Here is a 20,003-nt window from a genome sequence, read left to right as displayed (position 1 = left end):
CGCCTTTTATACTAACTGCTGAAGCTTTTGGTGCAAATGCGAGAGCTGAATATGTCCTTCTCCAGCAATTTCTCCGTTTATTGTAACAAGTGGATAAAAAAACTCTTCTTCTAGAATTCTCTTACACATATCCGTTTGCTCTCTATCTGATTGTTGTTCATTTATGTCAACATATATAAAATCAAAACAATGCTGACCATATTTACGCGATAAAGCTGCTTTTAACCATTCGAAGGTATCTTTTGAAGTGGGAGCATTTACACAGCTTGCACAAATCACTTCTGCTCCATACACACAAATATTAACGACCGCTTTTTGAGACATTTCTCAATTCCCCTCTCTTTTTCTCTTTTACTATATATATTCTCTTCGTTTGCAAATTTTCTTTCTTTTTTATTCCTAATAAAAAAACTTGATACTATGCGCTTCTGGAAGCTAAAAACAAATTTTCCTTTCTTAAGTTCTGTTCCTCAGATAGATTTTTTTCTTTATAACCTTTATAATGTAGTTAGGTGAGCAAAACCGTTAAGCTTCACATATAAAATTATAAGTATTCATGAGTTCCAAAGTCTTTTCAACAAGACTATAAACTCTTTTTAATATTGAAACAGAAAGGGGTTTTCAGGAATGGAAACTGTAGAAATGAAAGGCCAAGTACAAGAGGTTCTTGATAAACTTCGTCCGTTTTTACTACGTGACGGCGGAGACTGTGAGCTTGTTGATGTAGAAGATGGTATTGTAAAACTTCGTCTTCTTGGAGCTTGTGGAAGCTGTCCAAGTTCAACAATCACTTTAAAAGCTGGTATTGAGCGTGCACTTCTTGAGGAAGTACCTGGCGTTGTAGAAGTTGAACAAGTATTTTAATAATGATAACAGCCCTTTTGCCTCAGGCAAAAGGGCTGTTTTTTATGCATGTTCATTTGTGACAGTTTCTACTGAAACACCTTTTACATCAATTTGAATTGATTCTACAAGGCAATGAGTGAGCGATGGAGCTAAAGCAGCCGCAAGCTCTTCTCCACGACCTTTTTCAACTAAACAAAGCACTGTTGGCCCTGCACCACTTAAAGCTGTGCCAAAGGCTCCAAATTCTTTTGCTTTACGACGAACAAATGAGAGCTCTGGAACAAACTGTTCTCGATATGGCTCATGAAAAGAATCTTGCTCCATCATCTCTCCAACTGTTTTCCAGTCTTCAATAAGCAATGCCCCTGTTAATACATTACTTACAGCGCTTGCTTCGACAGCCTCCTTAAATGAAAACTGAGAAGGAAGCGCATTTCTAGCATCATCTGTTTTAAGCTCATAATTCGGGATGACAACGACAACATCCACATCTTTTGGCACAATAGAAACAGTATATGTCTTAGCTTCCGTGTGGCAGCCTACGACAATTCCTCCATTAACTGTTGGCGCCACATTGTCAGGATGTCCCTCCAAAAGGCTTGCAATCCGGATTTTCTCTTCATTGGATAAATTCAGCTCACACAGCTGATTAGCAAGTTCAATCCCTGCAATAATAGCTGAAGCACTACTACCAAGGCCTCGTGCAAGGGGAATATTACTTTTCACCTCAACACAGGCGCTCGGAAGCGAGACATCAAATTTGTCTGCTACATGCTTAGCCACTTCATACATCATATTATCTGTTCCTTGAGGAATAAGTGCTACCTCTTGAGTAAGAGGAACAAATGACCATTTTTCAGCAGGCTCAACTGTTAGTTCAAGGTATTTTCCAAGGGCCATTCCAACTGAATCAAACCCTGGACCAAGGTTTGCCGTGCTTGCTGGAACGGTAATATGAAACCGTTCCACGGCTAGCATGAAGCGACAACTCCTTGGATATATTGAAATACCTCTTCTTCATCATTTGGAAGAACAGTTGGTGTAAAGTTGTTAGACTCAATGGCAACGTTAGGATCTTTCAAACCGTTACCTGTCAGCACTGCAACAACTGTCTCACCTTTTTTAATTTTACCTGCTTTTAAATCTTTAATAACCCCTGCTACAGAAGCTGCTGAAGCTGGCTCTGCAAACACACCTTCTCTTTTAGCAATAAGATGATAAGCTTCTAAAATCTCTTCATCTGTTACATAATCAATTTTTCCATTTGAGTTTTCTGCCGCTTCCACTGCAAGATTCCAGCTTGCTGGATTTCCAATTCGAATAGCTGTTGCAATTGTTTCAGGTTGTTCAATTACTTTATTCTGAACAATAGCTGCTGCTCCCTCTGCTTCAAAACCGTGCATACGGGGTAACCCTGTATTTTTCTTATCGTTATACTCGTTGAAACCTTTCCAATATGCTGTAATATTGCCTGCATTCCCAACTGGGATAGCTAGTACATCAGGCGCTACTCCTAAAGCGTCACAAACCTCAAAAGCAGCTGTTTTTTGTCCTTCAATACGATATGGATTTACAGAGTTTACGAGCGTTAATGGAGTTGTTTCGCTAAGTTTACGCACCATTTTAAGCGCTTCGTCAAAGTTTCCGTCAATTGCGATAATCTCTGCTCCATACATTACAGCTTGCGCAAGTTTCCCCATAGCAATCTTGCCATTTGGAATAACAACAATACAACGGAGTCCAGCGCGTGCTGCATATGCAGCTGCAGCTGCTGATGTGTTCCCTGTTGAAGCACACACAACTGTTTTACTTCCTTCTTCTTTCGCCTTCGCAACAGCCATAACCATTCCACGATCTTTAAAAGAACCTGTTGGATTAGCTCCATCAAATTTCACATGTAAATTAATGCCAAGTTCTTCTGAAAGAGAAGCTAGATGAACAAGTGGCGTATTTCCTTCATGAAGTGTTAATAATGGCGTATTCTCATTTACGGGTAGAAACTCTCTATACTCACTTAACAAACCTTTCCATGTCATAGCGATCCATCTCCTTCAACTCTATAGCTGCTTTTTATTTCTTGAACAATTGGTAGTGCTTCAATGGCATGTAATACTTTTTCATATTTTCCTAGCGATGCTTCATGCGTAACAAGAACAATTTCAGCTAGATCACTATCTTTAACAGGAAGCTGAATAATTCTTTCAAGACTTACTCCTTGATCTGAAAACAAGTTTGTCAGCTCTGAGAATGCTCCAACTTGATCATGGACATGAAGACGAAGGAAATATTTCGAAAGTACTTTTTCGTCTGCTTTAAGCTGTTTCGGGAATTGCGGAGCAACTGCACTGCTTCCGTTCACACCAAGCCTCATGTTCTTCATTACTCCAACAAGGTCTGATACAACTGCTGTTGCTGTTGGCAAACTACCTGCTCCAGGTCCATAAAACATTGTTTCACCGACAGCTTCCCCATACACATAGACAGCATTATATTCATCATTTACTCCTGCTAATGGATGATTGTTCGCAATCAATGTTGGTTGAACACTAACTTCAATTTCTTCTTCATCTCGATGAGCATAACCAATGAGCTTCATTGTATAACCTAGCTGTTTACTATACTGTAAATCTTCCTCTGTAACTCTAGTAATTCCTTCTACCTTTACATCATCAAGATCGACCTTCATAGAAAAACCAAGCGTTGCTAAAATAGTCATTTTACGGGCTGCATCTAGTCCTTCTACATCTGCAGTTGGATCTGCTTCTGCATAGCCAAGCTTTTGGGCTTCAGCTAGAACGTCATCATATGCTTTTCCTTCATTGCTCATTTTTGTTAGAATGAAGTTTGTTGTACCGTTCACAATTCCCATCATCTTCGTAATTCTATCTGAAGAAAGACCATCAACTAATCCTCTTAAAATTGGGATTCCTCCTGCAACACTTGCTTCGTAAAATAAATCACATTTGTTATCAGCTGCTACTGTTAGCAATTCTGAACCGTATAAAGCCATTAAATCTTTATTTGCTGTTACAACATGCTTTTTATTTTGAAGTGCTGTTAGTAGATAATCACGCGTTTCTTCGACCCCGCCCATTACTTCAATTACAACATCGATTTCTGGGTCATGTAAAATATCACTTACGTTCTCTGTGAATTTTTCCTTCGTTAAATTCGTATCACGGCTTTTATCAAGGTCACGTACTAATGCCTTTTTTATCTCAACGGGACATCCAATTTGATGCTGCAGCTTATCCTGATGTTCTTCAACAATTTTCACAACACCTGATCCAACTGTTCCAAGTCCTAGTAAACCGACCGATATTTTTTTTGTCATAGCTGTGCCACGCTCCTTCGAATGTTTATCTTGAAAATACATATGTACTCGTATAAAAGACATTATAAAGCTTTTTAAGGATTTTACAACCCATTTTGCTAACAAATATAAATTTTCTAATTATTTTAAAGGAAAGAATGATCTTTCACAATAGCTTTTCATGATTAAAAAGAAAAAGTCGCAACGTTCTTTTATTTTAAAGAATATTGCGACTCCTTTCATTATATCATATCCTACTTCTATATATTAAGAAGATAACCAAGGAATTTCCGGGATATAATAGCGCTTTGTAGAAATCCCTAGTAAGCGATAAAATTCTCCCAAAAAAGATTCATAGTTTCCTGATGTATGAAGCATATCTTCTAGTTCCTTTCTGTACTGTTCTTTTAAATCTTCGTTATTCGTGCTATAAAAGCCTTCAACTAGCTCAAAATAATGCAGTGGACATAGAAGCCTCGCATAAAGAAGACGCCAAGCAAAGGATGAGAGAGGTGTTTTACGCTCATACTTTTCTAAAAAGGCGTACATGCTGGCTTGGAACGTTTCTGGTTCTTGAAAATAAATAGTGCGAATGTATTCACTGAGATCTCTACTTGGATGGTCATAAACCCAGTCCATTGGGAATTTCACAAATTTCTCCGTGCTCCATATCTCTTTTGTAAAACGATGATGACAAACAGTTGCTGTGTCAAATGCTCGCGGAAGATCATCGATCTCTGTATCCACTAAATATTGAATTGCATTTTCAGTAAGACCTGAATAATAAGGAAAAGATTCAATTAATCTTTTATCCATTTCATCATTTGGATGATCGCGCACCTTTAAAATCCAAAATTTCTCCATCTGATCATGTCTTGTTGCCCACAGCTCTTTCCAATTTCCAAACCTGCTGCGATGAATTTTTTCTTGTCCACCATACATCATCTTTCCTCGCTCGTGAAACAAAGCAAGTTCTTCTCCTAAAGTGGAAAAGGATTTGTTTGAATGAGCCATATGACGGCAAAGCATGAATTTTTCATCTTGCCATTCAGAAATAAGCTTTCCTTCTTTATTCTGAAGAAATAACCCTGCTTCTTTGTCTCCTTTAGCAATTAAATGCTGACCCATTTCAAAAAGTTCCCTTGCTTCTTCTTCACTAAATGAGGAAGCAGGAATAATTGTATATAAAAGATGTCCTTGCGAAAAACCGTCATATCCAAATATGTCCGAGAAAGAAGTTGGTTGAATTCCATACATTTCATAAATTGCTTGTTGCAATGATATCGCTCCTTCTCTATTCATTTCTCTTTATGATTATATGAAGAGATTGCTGTAAAATGGTTACTTTTCTCATCATCAAAAAAGAGCAGCTGGTAGCTGCTCTTTTCTTTTTAAATGATTGGATAGTACTCCATATAACTTGCATTACAATAGTATGGAAATCTTGGTCCATGTTTTACGGGTTTAAAAGGATACGGATTATCGTATTCTTTTTAGCTGGCTCTCCTTCTATATAGAAGGCTACTGAGAAAAGAAAGGAGGTTGAAATTCATTTAGGTTGTATTGCATAACCTCCTGTATGCTCTTCTGTTTTCTATCCTACTTCAAACAAATACTGTCTTATACAGCATTTCATCAAGTAGCTTACTCAACAGACATTATACTAGCTTAATTTGCATAGTGTATAAAGGATTTGATTGTTTGGAGGAAAGAAAAATGAAGCCAAGGTATCCATTAATGCCCTACTACGGAAAGTTCACGAAATATGAGGATGTCCCAATTAGCTTTCCATCTCAAAGAGAAACAAGGCACCCGGGTCTTTAAAAACTGATGAACCTAAGACCAGTTATTGAGAAGATGGAAGTGGAAAACTAACTGGAAGACGAGCCTTAATTAATGGTGACAATAGCGGGACTGGAGTAGATGTTGCTATCTCCTGCCAAATGAACGAAAACACGCGTTGAGGAACTTAGAAAACGCTGCTCCCTTCTTCCTAATGACTTTAATGACTTGCGTGACAAACATCATTGTCAAGGCATTGCAGAGGCTACAATGGACACATGCGGACATCTTGAAAACAGTTGCAACCACGCAGGCATACATGTTCAACAACTAAGCTTGTTAGGTATTACAGATGAACTGTTTGACGATACATTCAAAGTGAACATCTATTCTCATTTCTATACAACAGGATCTTTAGCAAATAACCTTATTGATAGCGGAATAAGGGTAAATACTTTTGCTCCTGTCCCTGTGTGGCCCCCGCTCATTCCAGCTAGTTTCCAGCTGATTCTATAAGTATGCATGAGTCAAATGCACCAATTAAACGGTCAGCACAACCTTTTGAGCCTGCTCCAACATACGTTCATTTGGCATTTAGTGATTCACGCTACATAACAGGACGGACGCTTCATATTAACGGTGTGATGGTTATGTCGTAAACTTTAGAGCGCTTTATCTTCCTTAGCATATTGTTTAATAAGAGTTGGCACTTGAGTAAGTGAGTTTAAAGTAATAAGTTCACCTGTTGGATCAATATCAAGCTTAATTTGGTTATAACTCCATTCAAGTTCAGAAGGAATATGAATAGCATGAATTCCAAGCTCAACAGCTGGCTTAATATCTGTTTTTAGGGAATTACCTATCATCCACGTTTGTTTAGGGTTAGAGCGGATAGTTTGTAAAACCGTTTGAAGAGCTTCTGTATTCTTATGTTCAAAAATAAAAACCCGATTTCCAAAATACGTTTCAAGCTCAAGCTGCACAACTTTCCTGCTTTGGTTCTCTTCATCACCGCCTGTAAAAAGATAAAGCTCGTGTCCTTCATTTTGCAGTGTTGACAACACTTCATACATATATGGAAAAGGCTGTACTTCAATTTCAAAAACGCTCACACCAATTTTTCTTATTTCCTCTATCTCTGTTTCTTTTATCTCTTTCTTTTGTTTCTCACAAAAAAATTTATAAGTTGAAACAAGAGATTCAGGGAACCTTGAGGAATGAAGTCCATGTTGTTCAATGCTTTCTAAATCAATCTGGAGCTGCTTTTCTTTAATTTCATCAGCAGTAAGAGTAGAAAACCATTGTTGCATTGTTGATACAAAAGTATTAATTGTTGCTCGAAAGTATTTATTACAATGAATAAGTGTGTCATCTAAATCAAAAATCAATGTTTGTTTTTCCATCTGTTCAATCCCCTTTTTTAGTGTGTATAAATAGTATATGTAGAAGAAGCATATCAGTGTTCACAAAATTGTCAAATTACATCTTCGTAATATAAGTGAACTGTTAGTTTTTATTAAAGGAAAATCTTTTATTCCATAAAAAAAGAGAGGAACAAAAGTTCCTCTCTTCATTAAATAGATTCCATCCATTCTAAAAGTGAATGTGCAACATGGGTAGGCTGCTGTTCAAATGTTGTTAAATGTTCTGGAGTTGTAACTCCTGTATGAACAAGGAGCGTGTCAATTCCTGCATTCATTCCAGCCATAATATCTGTGTGATAATTATCGCCAATCATAAGCGTTTCAGATCTCGGTGTTCCAATTACTTCAAGAGCTTGTTCCATAATAATTTTTTCTGGTTTTCCTATAAAAATTGGCTGTGTTTCTGTTGACACTGTAACAACAGAAGTAAGAGAACCATTTCCAGGTAAAAGACCTCTCTCAGTCGGAATTGCAATGTCTCCATTAGTGGATACGAACGTTGCTCCATTTCTTACTCCTAAACAAGCCTTCGTAAGTTTCTCATAGCTTATGCTTCTGTCGATCCCAACAACAACAAAATCCGGATTCTCGTCTTGAAGCGTAAATCCTTTTTCAATTAGTGCTTGTTGAATTCCTTCTTCACCAATAACATATGCTGTTGCATTCTCTTTTTTCTCCGCTAGAAAGTTTGCTGTTGCTTGGCTTGTTGTAAAAACTTGTGGTCCCTCTGCTGGGATACCAAAATCTCTTAATTTTGCAGCTACTTGCTCAGGCGTTCTTGACGAATTATTCGTTACAAAAAGATATGGGAGATTCTTTTCTTTAAGCTTTACAACAAAGTCTCTTGCTTCTGCGATGAGCTCTGTTCCTTTATACATCGTTCCATCTAAATCAAATAAATAGCCTTTATACTTTTTCAAAACGTAAATCCTCCTTATGCCACCCGTTGTTGTTAGTTTTTAAATGCTGAAACAGGACCAAGTTCATTTTCCAAATATGTACGGATTCGTGTTGGGAATGCTTCAAGCACTGGTGCGTTTCTTTTTAAAGCCTCAATAAGTTCTTCATGGTTAATATCTATATACTGCTGTACAAGCTCTTTACGATAGCGAATAAAGTCTTTTAGTAACCCTTCGTCTTCGCTTGTGATTACTTTCTCATCATGCAAAATATCCACAATATCATCATAGCTTCCTGGATCTCTCATAATAAAGCCGTCAATCATATCGTTTCCAACATCTAGAATACCTTCGATGAGGAGCTGACCAATTCTCTCAAGAGCCCGTAGCTCCAGTTCGCTTTTCCATTTCTCATGATGTAAAAAAAGCGCATACTGCTCCTCAAAATGAACCAATATCTTTTCAATACGGCCGCGATCAACAAAATACATGCTTACTCATCCCCTTATGTTGCATAAGCTAATTTTTGTTTTAGTATTTTCCCTCTATAGTTTACCATACAAGGGCAAGCTCTTATACTAAATAACCTAGGAGAAAGCTCAGTAAAACTTCATCAAAAAAATAAAAGCCAAAGCCTTTAATAAAGTGCCTTGGCTTTTATTTTTTTATCTTACGTAGCACAAAATAAGCGCATCCAAAGTTACAGTATTCGAATAAATACTCCTGTAGCGTGCTAATTTTCGTGTCATATGTTGAACGATTGTTTTGATCTTCGAAAAATCCTTTTAGGCGAAGCTGATTATACCCCCAGTCACCTACAATATAATCATATTTATTCAAAATTTCACTGTAGCGTGCTTTGAAAGCCTCCTCTTGAAATCCCTCTTTAACATTTTCAATTAATTCATACGTATTATTTTGAACTTGTACCAAAAACTTCACCTCATTTCTCTCATTTTAACATACCATAACAACATCCATGAAACCATCATTTGACAGAAAAAAACGCTCGTATTTGTCGCATTCTAATAGGAAAGGAGGTGCTTGAATGAAACGTCTTATTTTCCCTTTTTCTTGTTTACTTCTCTTCACAGCAGCATGCCAGCAAAACGCTTCTGAAAATGATTCTTTAACAGATAAAGGAACAACCCCCATTACCGTTTCAGATCGAGATACTGAAAATGATACAAACTCTAACTATGGATATGTTAGACGTCAAAGAAATGATGGAGAAAATCAAGAACAACGACAAGAAGGTGTTCCATACTTAGACCGAGAAGCATTAGCTGACTCTATTAGCCGAATGACCTCATCGCTTCCAAATGTAGCAGATGCCGCAACTCTTGTTACAGATAAAGAAGTGCTCGTTTCGTACAAGACTAGTGCACAAGATCGCTCTGCTACAGCAGATAGCGTTAAGCGAACAGCTTTATCTGTTGTGCCTCGCTACTACCATGTATATGTTTCTGATAACGAGGAACATCTAGACCTTATTGAACGTTTAAGTAACGGAAACTCTGCTACAGCATCAGACGAGTTTCGAAACACGTTGAATAAGACGATAGAAAAGATGAAAACTTCACCACAAGGTAAAGAAATGAACAATAGTGAAAACGCAAATGGTGAATAAAAAACAACACGCGTTTTATTAACGCGTGTTGTTTTTGTTTATGCTTTTTCTTGACGTGCTTTTGAAGCTGCATTTACTTGCTCATCGGCATGATAAGAAGAACGAACAAGAGGACCTGCTTCAACGTGGCTGAAGCCTTTTGTTAAAGCAATATTTTTCAACTCTTCAAACTCATCTGGATGATAATATTTCTGTACTTTAAGATGTTTTTTAGATGGTTGTAGATATTGACCAATTGTCATGATATCTACGTTGTTTGCACGTAAGTCATCCATTGTTTCAATAATCTCTTCTTTCGTTTCTCCAAGACCAACCATAATACTTGATTTCGTTGGAATATCAGGCTGCATCTCTTTTGCACGGCGTAAAAACTCTAATGAGCGGTCATATGTAGCACGAGCACGAACTCTCTTAGTAAGACTTCGAACAGTTTCAATGTTGTGATTTAAGATGTCGGGACGAGCATCCATTAACAATTTTAAGTTTTCTTCCACTCCACCCATATCTGAAGGTAGAACCTCAATTGTTGTAAACGGGTTTTTTCTACGTACAGCGCGAACTGTTTCCGCAAATACTTGGGCGCCGCCGTCTTTTAAATCATCACGAGCTACAGCTGTGATAACTGCGTGTTTTAGGTTCATAAGTTGAACGGAATCTGCTACGCGTTCCGGCTCTTGTAAATCTAGCTCTGTGGGTAAACCTGTTTTTACCGCACAGAAACGACAGGCACGTGTACATACAGCACCTAGGATCATGAACGTAGCCGTACGACGTACTGCCCAGCATTCATGAATATTCGGACATTTTGCTTCCTCGCAAACTGTATGAAGATTGTTCTCTCTCATCATCTTCTTTAAACCTGTATAGTTCTCATTTGTGTTTAGCTTAATTTTCAACCAATCTGGTTTACGAATATGATCTTCTTTCGTTGCCATATCCCATCATCTCCATCATATAAAAGTTGTTATTTTTCTAAAAATTTTTAAGTAAATAATAAGTCAATCCTATGCCACTTTATCATATTTACCATTAAATAGACAAGCTTGCTTGCTTATTCTTCCATGAGTTATGTGTCCTATGAAAAGGCTTTTCCATAATTTTAAGTTTATGAAAAAAAAACTTTTTCACACACTAATGAATAGCAGTTTGAAGAAAGGAGGACTTTTCGTTGCGAACCTTATTTATTGGTTTATTTATAGTTAGTTTTTTCTTTAGTAATGTGCAAGCTGCTTTTAGCACGGAGAATGAAAAAGATGAAAAAACACTTCGTGAAGAACGTATGAGCTTGTATAAAAAAGCAGAAGCAACAACACATATTCCTTGGTATTACTTTGCTGGAATTGATCAATATGAGCGCCAAGTCCGACGCACTCATAAAGATATTCCGCATGAAAAAGGAGCACTTGGCATTTATATCGAGCCAAGCCGTTGGGTTGGGCCAATGAATCCTCATAAAGAAGCTCAAGATGAAACAGTTATCTCCTTGTTTGGAGGAATAGGGAAAGATGGAAATGGTGATGGAAAAGCAGATCAATATGACGACGAAGACATTTTATATACAATTGGTTCTTATTTGCAGTCATATGGAATTACCCCTCCTCAAATTAAGATTGGTCTTTGGCAATATTATCATCGTGACCGAACTGTAAGTATCATTCTAGGACATGCAAAGCTCTTTAAAACTTTTAGCACTCTAGATTTAGATCATCATGCTTTCCCACTCCCGCTTAATGCTAATTTCAGCTACAAGAACACATGGGGAGATGCACGTGGATGGGGCGGACGTCGCATCCATGAAGGAACAGACATCTTTGCCAACTACAGCGTTCCTGTTCGTTCTACTTGCTATGGAATTGTTGAAATGAAAGGCTGGAATAGATATGGCGGATGGCGGCTTGGCATACGCGATGTAAATAATAATTATCACTACTTTGCTCACTTAAACGGATTTACGAAAGACCTTGAAGTTGGGCAGGTTGTGGAGCCAGGAATGGTTGTCGGCGGTGTTGGAAGCACAGGATATGGTCCACCTGGAACATCAGGAAAATTCCCACCTCATCTTCATTATGGAATGTACAAAGACAACGGACGAACTGAGTGGTCTTTTGACCCCTATTCACATTTAAAAATGTGGGAGCGCTCAGATCGTCAAAAAGCAAAAGGAAATTAAATAAAAGGGCTTCCTTTCCTGGAAGTCCTTTTATTTTTTTCCTGGCAGTTCTATTGCTGCTCCATTGCCGTCTCCGCCTCTATTGTAATAGTCTGGTACACTTCCTTCATGAATTCTCATTGCAACAGGAACTTTCGTTGTTACCCTAGCTATATCCGTTGCAAACGGAAGCACTACTTGCACATCAACTTGAACTTTCACATAAACTGTAATCATAGCATTGTTAATTCCGTACTCCTCAATGCTTGTTTCTACATCTGTATGGGCCGCTCCAATTGTGCTAAACTCTACTGGAATGTTTGGACCTAGGTTTGCAAGCAATGCATTATCTGTTGCACGTCCAAGTGGAATATGATACAAAATTCCCTCTTCGCGAAGTTTTTTACTTTCTTCTATTTCTACTCCACTAGGGGGATCTGCAATTTGTCCTTCTCCTTTTTCAATATCGCGCAGACTCTTTTGTACAAGTGTTGTTGTCTCTTTTAAAACATTTGTTACAACAGCTGTATTAAGATTTACTGCTGTGCCATCTCCTGCTTCTCCAGTTGTACCAAAGACTGATTCAGGGTCAAGCTGGTTTGTAATTTCTTTATCAATTGCTTCATTAATGACATATTGAGCAATTTTTTTCGTTTGCATATTTGCATAAGCCATAAGAGTCGGTTCTACCGCCTTATTAATAAGCCAAATTCCAAGCGACGTAGATAAAATAAAGAAAACAAAGCTTAACAATAATACATACCGAAATGGCAGAGGACCTTTGCGATGGGGTCTTCTTCTTAATTTGTACACGGCTTACCCCCCCTACAAACTATATATATGCAAGAGAAGATAAGCTCATTTCTAAATTCATAAAAAAGAAGACGGCATCTTCCGTCTTCCTACACCATTTTTAATAAAGCATCTTTTCCCTTCATGCCAGCCACAATCCCTTTTTGTTCCGCATAAAGTGTCACAGATTCAAGAGGAGCCTCTAATAGTTGGTCAATCGTTTTAACCCCTGTTGCCCGTCCTGCTAGAATATTGCGATCTTTTAACTTATCGTTTAATAGTCCAACATCAAGGGCACCACACATAATGTATCCTTTGTCGTTAGAGACAACAAGAAGCGTTGTTTTTGGCAGAGCAACTGTTGTAGCATTGAATGTTTTTCCTTCAATTACAATCGGTTCTAACGTTATCATTTTGACTACACCCCTTCTATAGTCAATGTATGATAAACATTTAGAAAGGTGATTAAAGATAGTTATAAATCAAAGAAATCCAGCTGCTTTGGAGCAAGCCCTTCATACTCTAGATTAAGAAGGTCAATCATCTGCTTGGCATTATCTGCAGCATCTCCTGCTGAATTGTTGTTAAAAAGAAGACAAATTTCTTTTGTTTCCTTTTTCATCTCTTCAAGTCGATTTTTCCACTCTACTAATTCCTTTTCATTATAGCGATACAAGCAGCGTACTTTTCGCCACTCTGCATTTGAGCGGTTCCCTCTCGTCCATCCTGCACTATTACGACCGTGAAAACGAATAATTGTTAACTCTTTGGAGGTTGCCTTTGGCACAATTGGAACGTATCCTTCTCCACTTTGAAGCTGTGGTTCATCACATACAGTGTGAATCCATCCGTTTTCTTTCAGATAAGATATTGTACGCTCTCTCATCTCCCCTTCAAACCATGTCTTATTACGAAATTCAATTGCAATAGGAATAGATCCCATCATTTTCTTTGTATAGTTCAGTAGGTTGACTGAAGCTTTTTCACATCGGAACCAAGGCGGATATTGAAAGAGAACAGCCTTTAGCTTACCTGCTTTTATGAGAGGAGAAATGGATAGCTTAAACTTCTCAAACATTTCCTCTTTAGATTCAAAAGGAATTTCTTCTTTCAAATGCCCTGTCATGCCTTGATATGCCTTTACAATAAATCCAAATGATTTTGGTGTTTGTGCTACCCATTTTTCAAATGTTGAAGAATGTTGAACAGCATAAAATGAAGAATCCACTTCAACAATAGGAAAATGGCCGCTGTATACTTCTAATTTTTCATTACTTCTTGTTCCAGCTGGATAAAGGGAATCATGATCACCCCAGCCTGTTACACCTATTTGAATCATATCAAAACCCCACACCATTTTATTTTCTTCTATTATATCCTATTCTTTTCGATTTCTCGATTGAGCAGTGTTAATAATAAAAAAAAGCCGGAAATCGGCTTTTTTTAGCTTGAAATGTAGGCTCCTCCATTAATGTGGATGAACTGTCCTGTCATATATGATGATTCATCGCTTGCAAGCAGGACATAACTTCCTACGTGCTCTACAGGCTGTCCTGGTCTCTTCATTAATGTGTCTAAGCCAAACTCTTCTACTTGTTCTTTTGGGAATGTCGCAGGAATAAGCGGTGTCCAGATTGGTCCTGGTGCTACACCATTCACTCGAATCCCTTTATCTGCAAGAGACTGTGCCATTGAGCGTGTAAAGGCTACAATTGCTCCTTTTGTTGAAGAGTAATCAATAAGAGTTGCATGCCCTCTATATGCATTAATAGAAGCTGTATTGATAATTGTGCTTCCTTCTTTCATATGTGGAAGAGCACCTTTTGTTAGATAAAACATAGAGAAGAAGTTTGTTTGGAATGTTTTATGCAATTGCTCTGTTGAAATGTTTTCAATTCCGTCTTGTGGGTGCTGTTCACCTGCATTGTTTACTAGAATATCAATACGGCCATGTTCAGCTACAACATCTTTAATAAGACGTTTACAGAAGTCTTCATCTCCTACGTCCCCTGCATGAAGCGTACATTTTACTCCTTCTTTCTCAACTGCTTCTTTAACAACTTCTGCATCTCCTTCTTCATCTAAGTAAGAAACAGCAACATGTGCGCCTTCTTTTGCATAAGCAATTGCTACAGCTCTACCGATTCCGCTATCTCCACCTGTAATAAGAGCTACTTTGTCTTTTAATTTGTCCGCCCCTTTATAGTCCTTCTCTTCATATACAGGTCTAGGATCCATTTCACTTTCAATTCCTGGCTGACGATCTTGAGTTTGTCCTTTTGTTCCGCCAACTTGTCGATTTGTGTCTTTCATCCTCAATTCCTCCTTGTCATTATCTTTAATTATTTTTTATTGTTATATATGTCAGTACCACGTTTAATTTTTCTTTAAACAGGGCGATAGGTTACGATTCCAATAATGTTTATTATAGAAAAAAGGGGGAAAAAGATAGATGAATGCTTTTTAAGAGGAGGAAGATATGGTAGAAGCTTAATTTCTAGAACAATCTCATGGACAGTACGTAAGCTTTGATTACAAATTTTAAAAAAGGAATGATTAAAAAGTGGAAATCCCTCATTCTAAAAATGAGACAGAGAAGATTGAAGAAAAAGCGAAAAAAGACCATATTGAAGACCAAAAAGCAAAAAGAATGGTAGAAGAAGCTAAACAAACAAGCCTTAACGCTCTACGATAAAGGAAAAGGGTGAACCTCTTTGAAAGAGGTTCACCCTTTTTTCTGTCTATTAACCAATAGAACCTTCCATTTCGAACTTGATAAGACGGTTCATTTCAACCGCATACTCCATTGGAAGTTCTTTTGTAAACGGCTCGATGAAGCCCATTACGATCATTTCTGTTGCTTCTTCTTCTGAGATACCACGGCTCATTAGATAGAAAAGCTGTTCTTCAGATACTTTTGAAACTTTTGCTTCATGTTCAAGCGAGATGTTATCGTTTAAAATCTCGTTGTACGGAATTGTATCTGATGTTGATTTGTTATCCATGATAAGCGTATCGCACTCGATATTAGAGCGAGCACCTTCTGCACGACGACCAAAGTGAACAATACCACGGTACGTTACTTTTCCGCCATGTTTAGAAATCGATTTAGAAACGATTGTAGAAGACGTATTTGGTGCTAAGTGAATCATTTTAGCTCCTGCATCTTGGTGCTGACCTTTACCAGCTAGAGCGATAGAAAGTGTCATACCACGAGCACCTTCACCTTTTAAGATAACTGCTGGATATTTCATTGTAAGTTTTGAACCGATGTTACCATCAATCCATTCCATTGTCGCGTTTTCTTCACAAACTGCGCGTTTTGTTACAAGGTTGTATACGTTGTTTGCCCAGTTTTGAATTGTTGTATAACGACAGTAAGCATCTTTTTTGATGATGATTTCTACAACTGCACTGTGAAGTGAGTTTGTTGTGTAAACAGGTGCTGTACAGCCTTCAACATAGTGTACATGTGCGCCTTCATCAACAATGATAAGCGTACGCTCAAACTGTCCCATATTTTCTGAATTAATACGGAAGTAAGCTTGAAGAGGTGTTTCCACTTTTACACCTTTTGGCACATAAATGAATGATCCACCAGACCAAACTGCTGAGTTTAGTGCTGAAAACTTATTGTCTGTTGGCGGAATTACTTTCGCCCAGTGCTCACGGAAAAGCTCTTCGTTTTCTTTTAGTGCTGAATCTGTATCCTTGAAGACAATCCCTTTTGCTTCAAGATCTTCTTGCATGTTATGGTAAACAACTTCTGACTCATACTGAGCAGATACCCCTGCAAGATATTTTTGTTCTGCTTCTGGAATTCCTAATTTATCAAACGTTTGTTTAATTTCTTCAGGTACTTCATCCCAAGAACGCTCTGAACGTTCTGATGGTTTTACATAATACGTAATCTCATCAAAGTTTAAGCTATTTAAGTCTCCGCCCCATTGAGGCATTGGCATGTTATAAAAATGTTCAAGCGACTTTAAGCGGAAATCAAGCATCCACTGTGGCTCTTCCTTCATACGAGAGATCTCTTCTACGATTTCTTTCGTTAAACCACGTTCTGAACGGAAAATGGATACGTCTTTATCGGAAAAACCGTACTTGTAATCGCCGATTTCTGGCATCTTCTTCGCCATCTTTTACTACCCCCTACATATTGGTTTGATACGATCATAAAGCTACTTATGCGTCGCTATCCTTCTCGTGCAAACCTTTTTCCATTGCTTTCCAAGCTAATGTTGCACATTTAATGCGGGCTGGAAACTGGGATACACCTTGTAATGCTTCGATATCTTCTAACTCAAGGCTGCTATCTTCATATTCTTTTCCCTGCATCATATCTGAAAAAACTTTTGACATTTTAAGAGCATCTTCAACTTTTAAGCCTTTAATAGCTTGTGTCATCATAGAAGCACTTGATAATGAAATTGAACAACCTTCACCATCAAACTTCGCATCGACGACTTTATCGTCCTCAACTTTTAAAGAAAGTTGAATTCGATCACCACAAGTTGGGTTGTTCATATTAATTGTCACTGTGTCGTCATCAAGGTTACCCTTGTTGCGAGGATTTTTATAATGATCCATAATCACTTGACGGTACAGTGTATCAAGGTTACTAAAAGACATTTGTGAAATACTCCTTCGTTTTAATTAATGAAGAAACAAAACGGTCAATTTCTTCTTCTGTATTGTATAGATAGAAACTTGCACGAGCTGTTGCAGATACGTTCAAGTACTTCATAAGAGGTTGTGCACAGTGATGACCAGCACGAACAGCAATTCCATCTGCGTCAAGTACTGTTGCTACATCATGTGGATGTACCTCATCTAGATTGAACGTTACAACTCCTGCGCGTTCTTTCGGTCCATAAATCGTAATGCCTTCAACTGTTGACAACTTTTCTAACGCATATTGTGCAAGCTTATGCTCATGTGCAGCGATGTTATCAAGACCTACATCTTCTAGAAAATCAATTGCAGCGCCTAATCCAATAGCTCCTGCAATGATTGGTGTCCCACCTTCAAACTTCCAAGGAAGCTCTTTCCATGTTGAATCATAAAGGTTAACAAAATCAATCATTTCTCCTCCAAATTCAACAGGCTCCATTTTTTCCAGAAGTGCTTTCTTTCCGTAAAGAACACCGATACCAGTCGGGCCACCCATTTTGTGTCCTGAAAAAGCATAAAAATCACAGTCAAGATCTTGTACGTCCACTTTCATATGTGGCGCACTTTGTGCTCCATCTACAACCATAACTGCTTCATTTTCATGAGCAATGCGAGCAATTTCTTTAACAGGATTGATTGTTCCAAGAACGTTAGAAACGTGCATAACAGCTACAATCTTTGTGTTTGATGTAACTGTATTGCGCACTTCTTCTAAATCTAGAGAACCATCATCTGTTAATGGTATATATTTTAACGTAGCTCCTGTTGCTTTGGCAACTTGCTGCCATGGAATGATGTTACTATGGTGCTCCATATAAGTGATAACAATTTCATCGCCTTCACCTACATTCTCACGTCCATAGCTTGCAGCAATCGTATTAAGAGCCGTTGTTGTACCTCTTGTAAAAATAACTTCCTCTGTTGATGAAGCATGAATAAATTTACGTACTTTTTCACGAGCCCCTTCATATCCATCTGTTGCTCTTGTACCAAGTGTATGAACACCGCGGTGCACGTTTGAGTTATACTCACGGTAGTATTTATCAACTGCTTCAATCACTTTTAGAGGTTTCTGTGATGTTGCTGCACTATCTAGATAAACAAGCGGATTTCCATTGACCTCTTGATGTAGAATTGGAAATTGTTCACGAATATCATGGATATTCATTACTTAACTTTCCTTTCAATTACCTCAACAAGCTGTTTTTTCACTTCTTCAATTGGTAATTCGCGAACAACTGGGTCAAGGAATCCATAAACAATTAGACGTTCTGCTTCAGCTTTTGAAATACCGCGGCTCATTAGATAGTAAAGTTGAATCGGATCAACGCGACCAACAGAAGCTGCGTGTCCTGCTGTTACATCATCTTCATCAATAAGAAGAATTGGATTTGCATCTCCACGTGCTTTTTCACTTAACATAAGAACGCGAGATTCTTGTTCAGCATTTGATTTTGATGCACCATGCTCAATTTTACCGATACCATTAAAAATTGAAGATGCACTATCCTTCATAACGCCGTGCTTTAAGATATATCCTTCAGAATTTTTCCCGAAGTGTGTAATGTTTGTAGTTAAGTTTTGTGTTTGATGACCACGGCCAACTGTTACTGTTTTAATATCGCCATATGAACCGTCACCAATTAGATAAGTAATGTTTTCAACAACAGTGTTGCCTTCATTCATTAATCCAAGCGCCCATTCAATGCGACCATCACGTGCTGCAATACCACGGCGATTTTCATACGTTGTTGTACCTTCTCCAAGGTAGTCTACAGCACCAAATGTTACTTTCGCATTATTGTTTGCGAAAACTTCCGTCACGATGTTTGCGATGCTTTCATCTGCATTTGTTGTTGAAACGTAGTTCTCAACATATGTTACAGAACTATTATCATCAGCAACAACAATAACATGGTTGAATAACGGTGTTTTAGCATTTTCATGAACAAAAACAGCTTGCAATGGTTCTTTTACTTCAACGTTCTTTGGAACATAAACGAACACGCCGCCATTCATTAGAGCTGCGTGAAGAGCTGTCAGACGGTTTTCGTCTACTTTCGCTCCTTGCATGAAGTATTTCTGTACAAGGTCACTATGCTCTTTTGCTGCTTTTTGAATGTCTGTAAAAATAACGCCTTGCTCTTTAAGCTCTGCTGTTAACTCTGAGTAAACAGCCGTTTGATTTTGCTGAACGTACAGGTTATTTGCATTCTCTTTATTAATTAAAGACTGTACAACTTCAGGTAGCTCATTAATAGAAGAAATTGCTGAACCTTCTACTGTATGCTCCTTAAAGCTTGTAAAATTCCAGTTTGTAATCTTTGTTTTTTCTGCTTTTGGCAGTGGAAGAGATTCCGCTTGTTCAAGAGCTTGTAAGCGGATGTCTGTTAGCCATGTTGGCTCTTCTGACTGCTGTGAGTAATTGCGGACGTACTCTTTATCAAATGGTAATGTTGTCTCAATCGTCATGACATTTCCTCCTAACGCT

The 20,003-nt window shown here is 38.0% G+C and carries 24 protein-coding genes; 6 read left to right on the top strand and 18 right to left on the bottom strand.

The features are described from left to right. Window positions 1-6: 6 nt before the first annotated feature. The gene (locus BM012_RS12010; RefSeq protein WP_061804598.1) at window positions 7-324 is read right to left on the bottom strand and encodes a YuzD family protein; all 318 of its coding nucleotides are present in this window, start codon (window positions 322-324) and stop codon (window positions 7-9) included. Window positions 325-627: 303 nt separating this feature from the next. Here BM012_RS12010 and BM012_RS12005 point away from each other — a divergent pair, with 303 nt between their 5' ends. Then, window positions 628-864 (top strand): NifU family protein, encoded by a 237-nt coding sequence (locus BM012_RS12005; RefSeq protein WP_019395039.1) that lies wholly within the window; start codon window positions 628-630, stop codon window positions 862-864. A 42-nt stretch (window positions 865-906) separates the two neighbouring features. Here BM012_RS12005 and thrB read toward each other — a convergent pair whose 3' ends face one another. The 4 genes from thrB to yutH form a co-directional block, all read right to left on the bottom strand. Further along, window positions 907-1,824, bottom strand: coding sequence for a homoserine kinase (gene thrB / locus BM012_RS12000; protein ID WP_061804599.1), 918 nt, complete (start codon window positions 1,822-1,824; stop codon window positions 907-909). Continuing rightward, window positions 1,818-2,882, bottom strand: coding sequence for a threonine synthase (gene thrC, locus BM012_RS11995; RefSeq protein ID WP_061804600.1), 1,065 nt, complete (start codon window positions 2,880-2,882; stop codon window positions 1,818-1,820). The genes thrB and thrC overlap by 7 nt, the downstream gene beginning before the upstream one ends. Beyond that, on the bottom strand, window positions 2,879-4,180 hold the full coding sequence (locus BM012_RS11990; RefSeq protein WP_019395036.1) for a homoserine dehydrogenase: 1,302 nt from the start codon (window positions 4,178-4,180) through the stop codon (window positions 2,879-2,881). The genes thrC and BM012_RS11990 overlap by 4 nt, the downstream gene beginning before the upstream one ends. Before the next feature lie 246 nt (window positions 4,181-4,426). Continuing rightward, on the bottom strand, window positions 4,427-5,437 hold the full coding sequence (yutH, locus tag BM012_RS11985; protein WP_061804601.1) for a spore coat putative kinase YutH: 1,011 nt from the start codon (window positions 5,435-5,437) through the stop codon (window positions 4,427-4,429). Window positions 5,438-6,169: 732 nt separating this feature from the next. Here yutH and BM012_RS27235 point away from each other — a divergent pair. Beyond that, window positions 6,170-6,457, top strand: a complete 288-nt coding sequence (locus BM012_RS27235; protein WP_407984404.1) for a Rossmann-fold NAD(P)-binding domain-containing protein — start codon at window positions 6,170-6,172, stop codon at window positions 6,455-6,457. A gap of 2 nt (window positions 6,458-6,459) precedes the next feature. After that, window positions 6,460-6,600: a hypothetical protein gene (locus BM012_RS27230; protein WP_372439901.1), complete on the top strand. Its 141-nt coding sequence runs from the start codon at window positions 6,460-6,462 to the stop codon at window positions 6,598-6,600. 3 nt (window positions 6,601-6,603) lie between these two features. Here the strand turns inward: BM012_RS27230 and BM012_RS11975 are convergent, their stop codons facing one another. The 4 genes from BM012_RS11975 to BM012_RS11960 form a co-directional block, all read right to left on the bottom strand. Continuing rightward, window positions 6,604-7,344: an HAD family hydrolase gene (locus BM012_RS11975; protein ID WP_019395034.1), complete on the bottom strand. Its 741-nt coding sequence runs from the start codon at window positions 7,342-7,344 to the stop codon at window positions 6,604-6,606. A 170-nt stretch (window positions 7,345-7,514) separates the two neighbouring features. Continuing rightward, window positions 7,515-8,285 (bottom strand): TIGR01457 family HAD-type hydrolase, encoded by a 771-nt coding sequence (locus BM012_RS11970; protein ID WP_019395033.1) that lies wholly within the window; start codon window positions 8,283-8,285, stop codon window positions 7,515-7,517. Window positions 8,286-8,317: 32 nt separating this feature from the next. Then, window positions 8,318-8,755: a DUF86 domain-containing protein gene (locus BM012_RS11965; RefSeq protein ID WP_061804604.1), complete on the bottom strand. Its 438-nt coding sequence runs from the start codon at window positions 8,753-8,755 to the stop codon at window positions 8,318-8,320. A 166-nt stretch (window positions 8,756-8,921) separates the two neighbouring features. Continuing rightward, window positions 8,922-9,197: a YutD family protein gene (locus BM012_RS11960; protein ID WP_061804605.1), complete on the bottom strand. Its 276-nt coding sequence runs from the start codon at window positions 9,195-9,197 to the stop codon at window positions 8,922-8,924. A gap of 115 nt (window positions 9,198-9,312) precedes the next feature. On the opposite strand from BM012_RS11960, the gene BM012_RS11955 reads away from it, so the two are divergent. Next, window positions 9,313-9,894, top strand: coding sequence for a YhcN/YlaJ family sporulation lipoprotein (locus BM012_RS11955; RefSeq protein ID WP_061804606.1), 582 nt, complete (start codon window positions 9,313-9,315; stop codon window positions 9,892-9,894). 38 nt (window positions 9,895-9,932) lie between these two features. Here BM012_RS11955 and lipA read toward each other — a convergent pair whose 3' ends face one another. Beyond that, window positions 9,933-10,829 (bottom strand): lipoyl synthase, encoded by an 897-nt coding sequence (gene lipA, locus BM012_RS11950; protein ID WP_061804607.1) that lies wholly within the window; start codon window positions 10,827-10,829, stop codon window positions 9,933-9,935. A 233-nt stretch (window positions 10,830-11,062) separates the two neighbouring features. Here lipA and BM012_RS11945 point away from each other — a divergent pair, with 233 nt between their 5' ends. Further along, window positions 11,063-12,064, top strand: coding sequence for a M23 family metallopeptidase (locus tag BM012_RS11945; protein WP_061804608.1), 1,002 nt, complete (start codon window positions 11,063-11,065; stop codon window positions 12,062-12,064). Between the two features lie 30 nt (window positions 12,065-12,094). Here the strand turns inward: BM012_RS11945 and yunB are convergent, their stop codons facing one another. The 4 genes from yunB to BM012_RS11925 form a co-directional block, all read right to left on the bottom strand. After that, window positions 12,095-12,856 (bottom strand): sporulation protein YunB, encoded by a 762-nt coding sequence (yunB, locus tag BM012_RS11940; RefSeq protein ID WP_061804609.1) that lies wholly within the window; start codon window positions 12,854-12,856, stop codon window positions 12,095-12,097. A gap of 89 nt (window positions 12,857-12,945) precedes the next feature. Further along, window positions 12,946-13,248 (bottom strand): YunC family protein, encoded by a 303-nt coding sequence (locus tag BM012_RS11935; RefSeq protein WP_019395024.1) that lies wholly within the window; start codon window positions 13,246-13,248, stop codon window positions 12,946-12,948. A 62-nt stretch (window positions 13,249-13,310) separates the two neighbouring features. Beyond that, on the bottom strand, window positions 13,311-14,174 hold the full coding sequence (locus tag BM012_RS11930) for a DUF72 domain-containing protein (protein ID WP_061804922.1): 864 nt from the start codon (window positions 14,172-14,174) through the stop codon (window positions 13,311-13,313). 104 nt (window positions 14,175-14,278) lie between these two features. Further along, window positions 14,279-15,148 carry an SDR family oxidoreductase gene (locus tag BM012_RS11925; protein WP_061804610.1) on the bottom strand — a complete coding sequence of 290 codons (870 nt, stop codon included), beginning with the start codon at window positions 15,146-15,148 and terminating at the stop codon, window positions 14,279-14,281. A 250-nt stretch (window positions 15,149-15,398) separates the two neighbouring features. Between BM012_RS11925 and BM012_RS27070 the strand changes: the two genes are divergently transcribed. Then, complete coding sequence (locus tag BM012_RS27070) at window positions 15,399-15,530, top strand: hypothetical protein (RefSeq protein WP_268801479.1); 132 nt, start codon at window positions 15,399-15,401, stop codon at window positions 15,528-15,530. Window positions 15,531-15,579: 49 nt separating this feature from the next. Here the strand turns inward: BM012_RS27070 and sufB are convergent, their stop codons facing one another. From sufB to sufD, 4 genes are read right to left on the bottom strand one after another with little or no spacing between them, the layout of a single operon-like run. Beyond that, on the bottom strand, window positions 15,580-16,977 hold the full coding sequence (gene sufB / locus BM012_RS11920) for a Fe-S cluster assembly protein SufB (RefSeq protein ID WP_061804611.1): 1,398 nt from the start codon (window positions 16,975-16,977) through the stop codon (window positions 15,580-15,582). A gap of 46 nt (window positions 16,978-17,023) precedes the next feature. After that, a complete protein-coding gene (sufU, locus tag BM012_RS11915; protein WP_061804612.1) occupies window positions 17,024-17,470 on the bottom strand; it encodes a Fe-S cluster assembly sulfur transfer protein SufU in 447 nt (148 codons plus the stop codon). Next, on the bottom strand, window positions 17,460-18,680 hold the full coding sequence (locus BM012_RS11910; RefSeq protein WP_061804613.1) for a cysteine desulfurase: 1,221 nt from the start codon (window positions 18,678-18,680) through the stop codon (window positions 17,460-17,462). Before BM012_RS11910 ends, sufU begins: the two co-directional genes overlap by 11 nt. Next, window positions 18,680-19,984: a Fe-S cluster assembly protein SufD gene (gene sufD, locus BM012_RS11905; RefSeq protein ID WP_061804614.1), complete on the bottom strand. Its 1,305-nt coding sequence runs from the start codon at window positions 19,982-19,984 to the stop codon at window positions 18,680-18,682. The genes BM012_RS11910 and sufD overlap by 1 nt, the downstream gene beginning before the upstream one ends. Window positions 19,985-20,003 lie beyond the last annotated feature (19 nt).

Source organism: Priestia endophytica DSM 13796 (assembly GCF_900115845.1).
GTDB lineage: Bacteria > Bacillota > Bacilli > Bacillales > Bacillaceae_H > Bacillus_I > Bacillus_I endophytica.
Note: the sequence above shows the minus strand (reverse complement) of the source record. Positions and strands in the feature narration are given on the sequence as shown.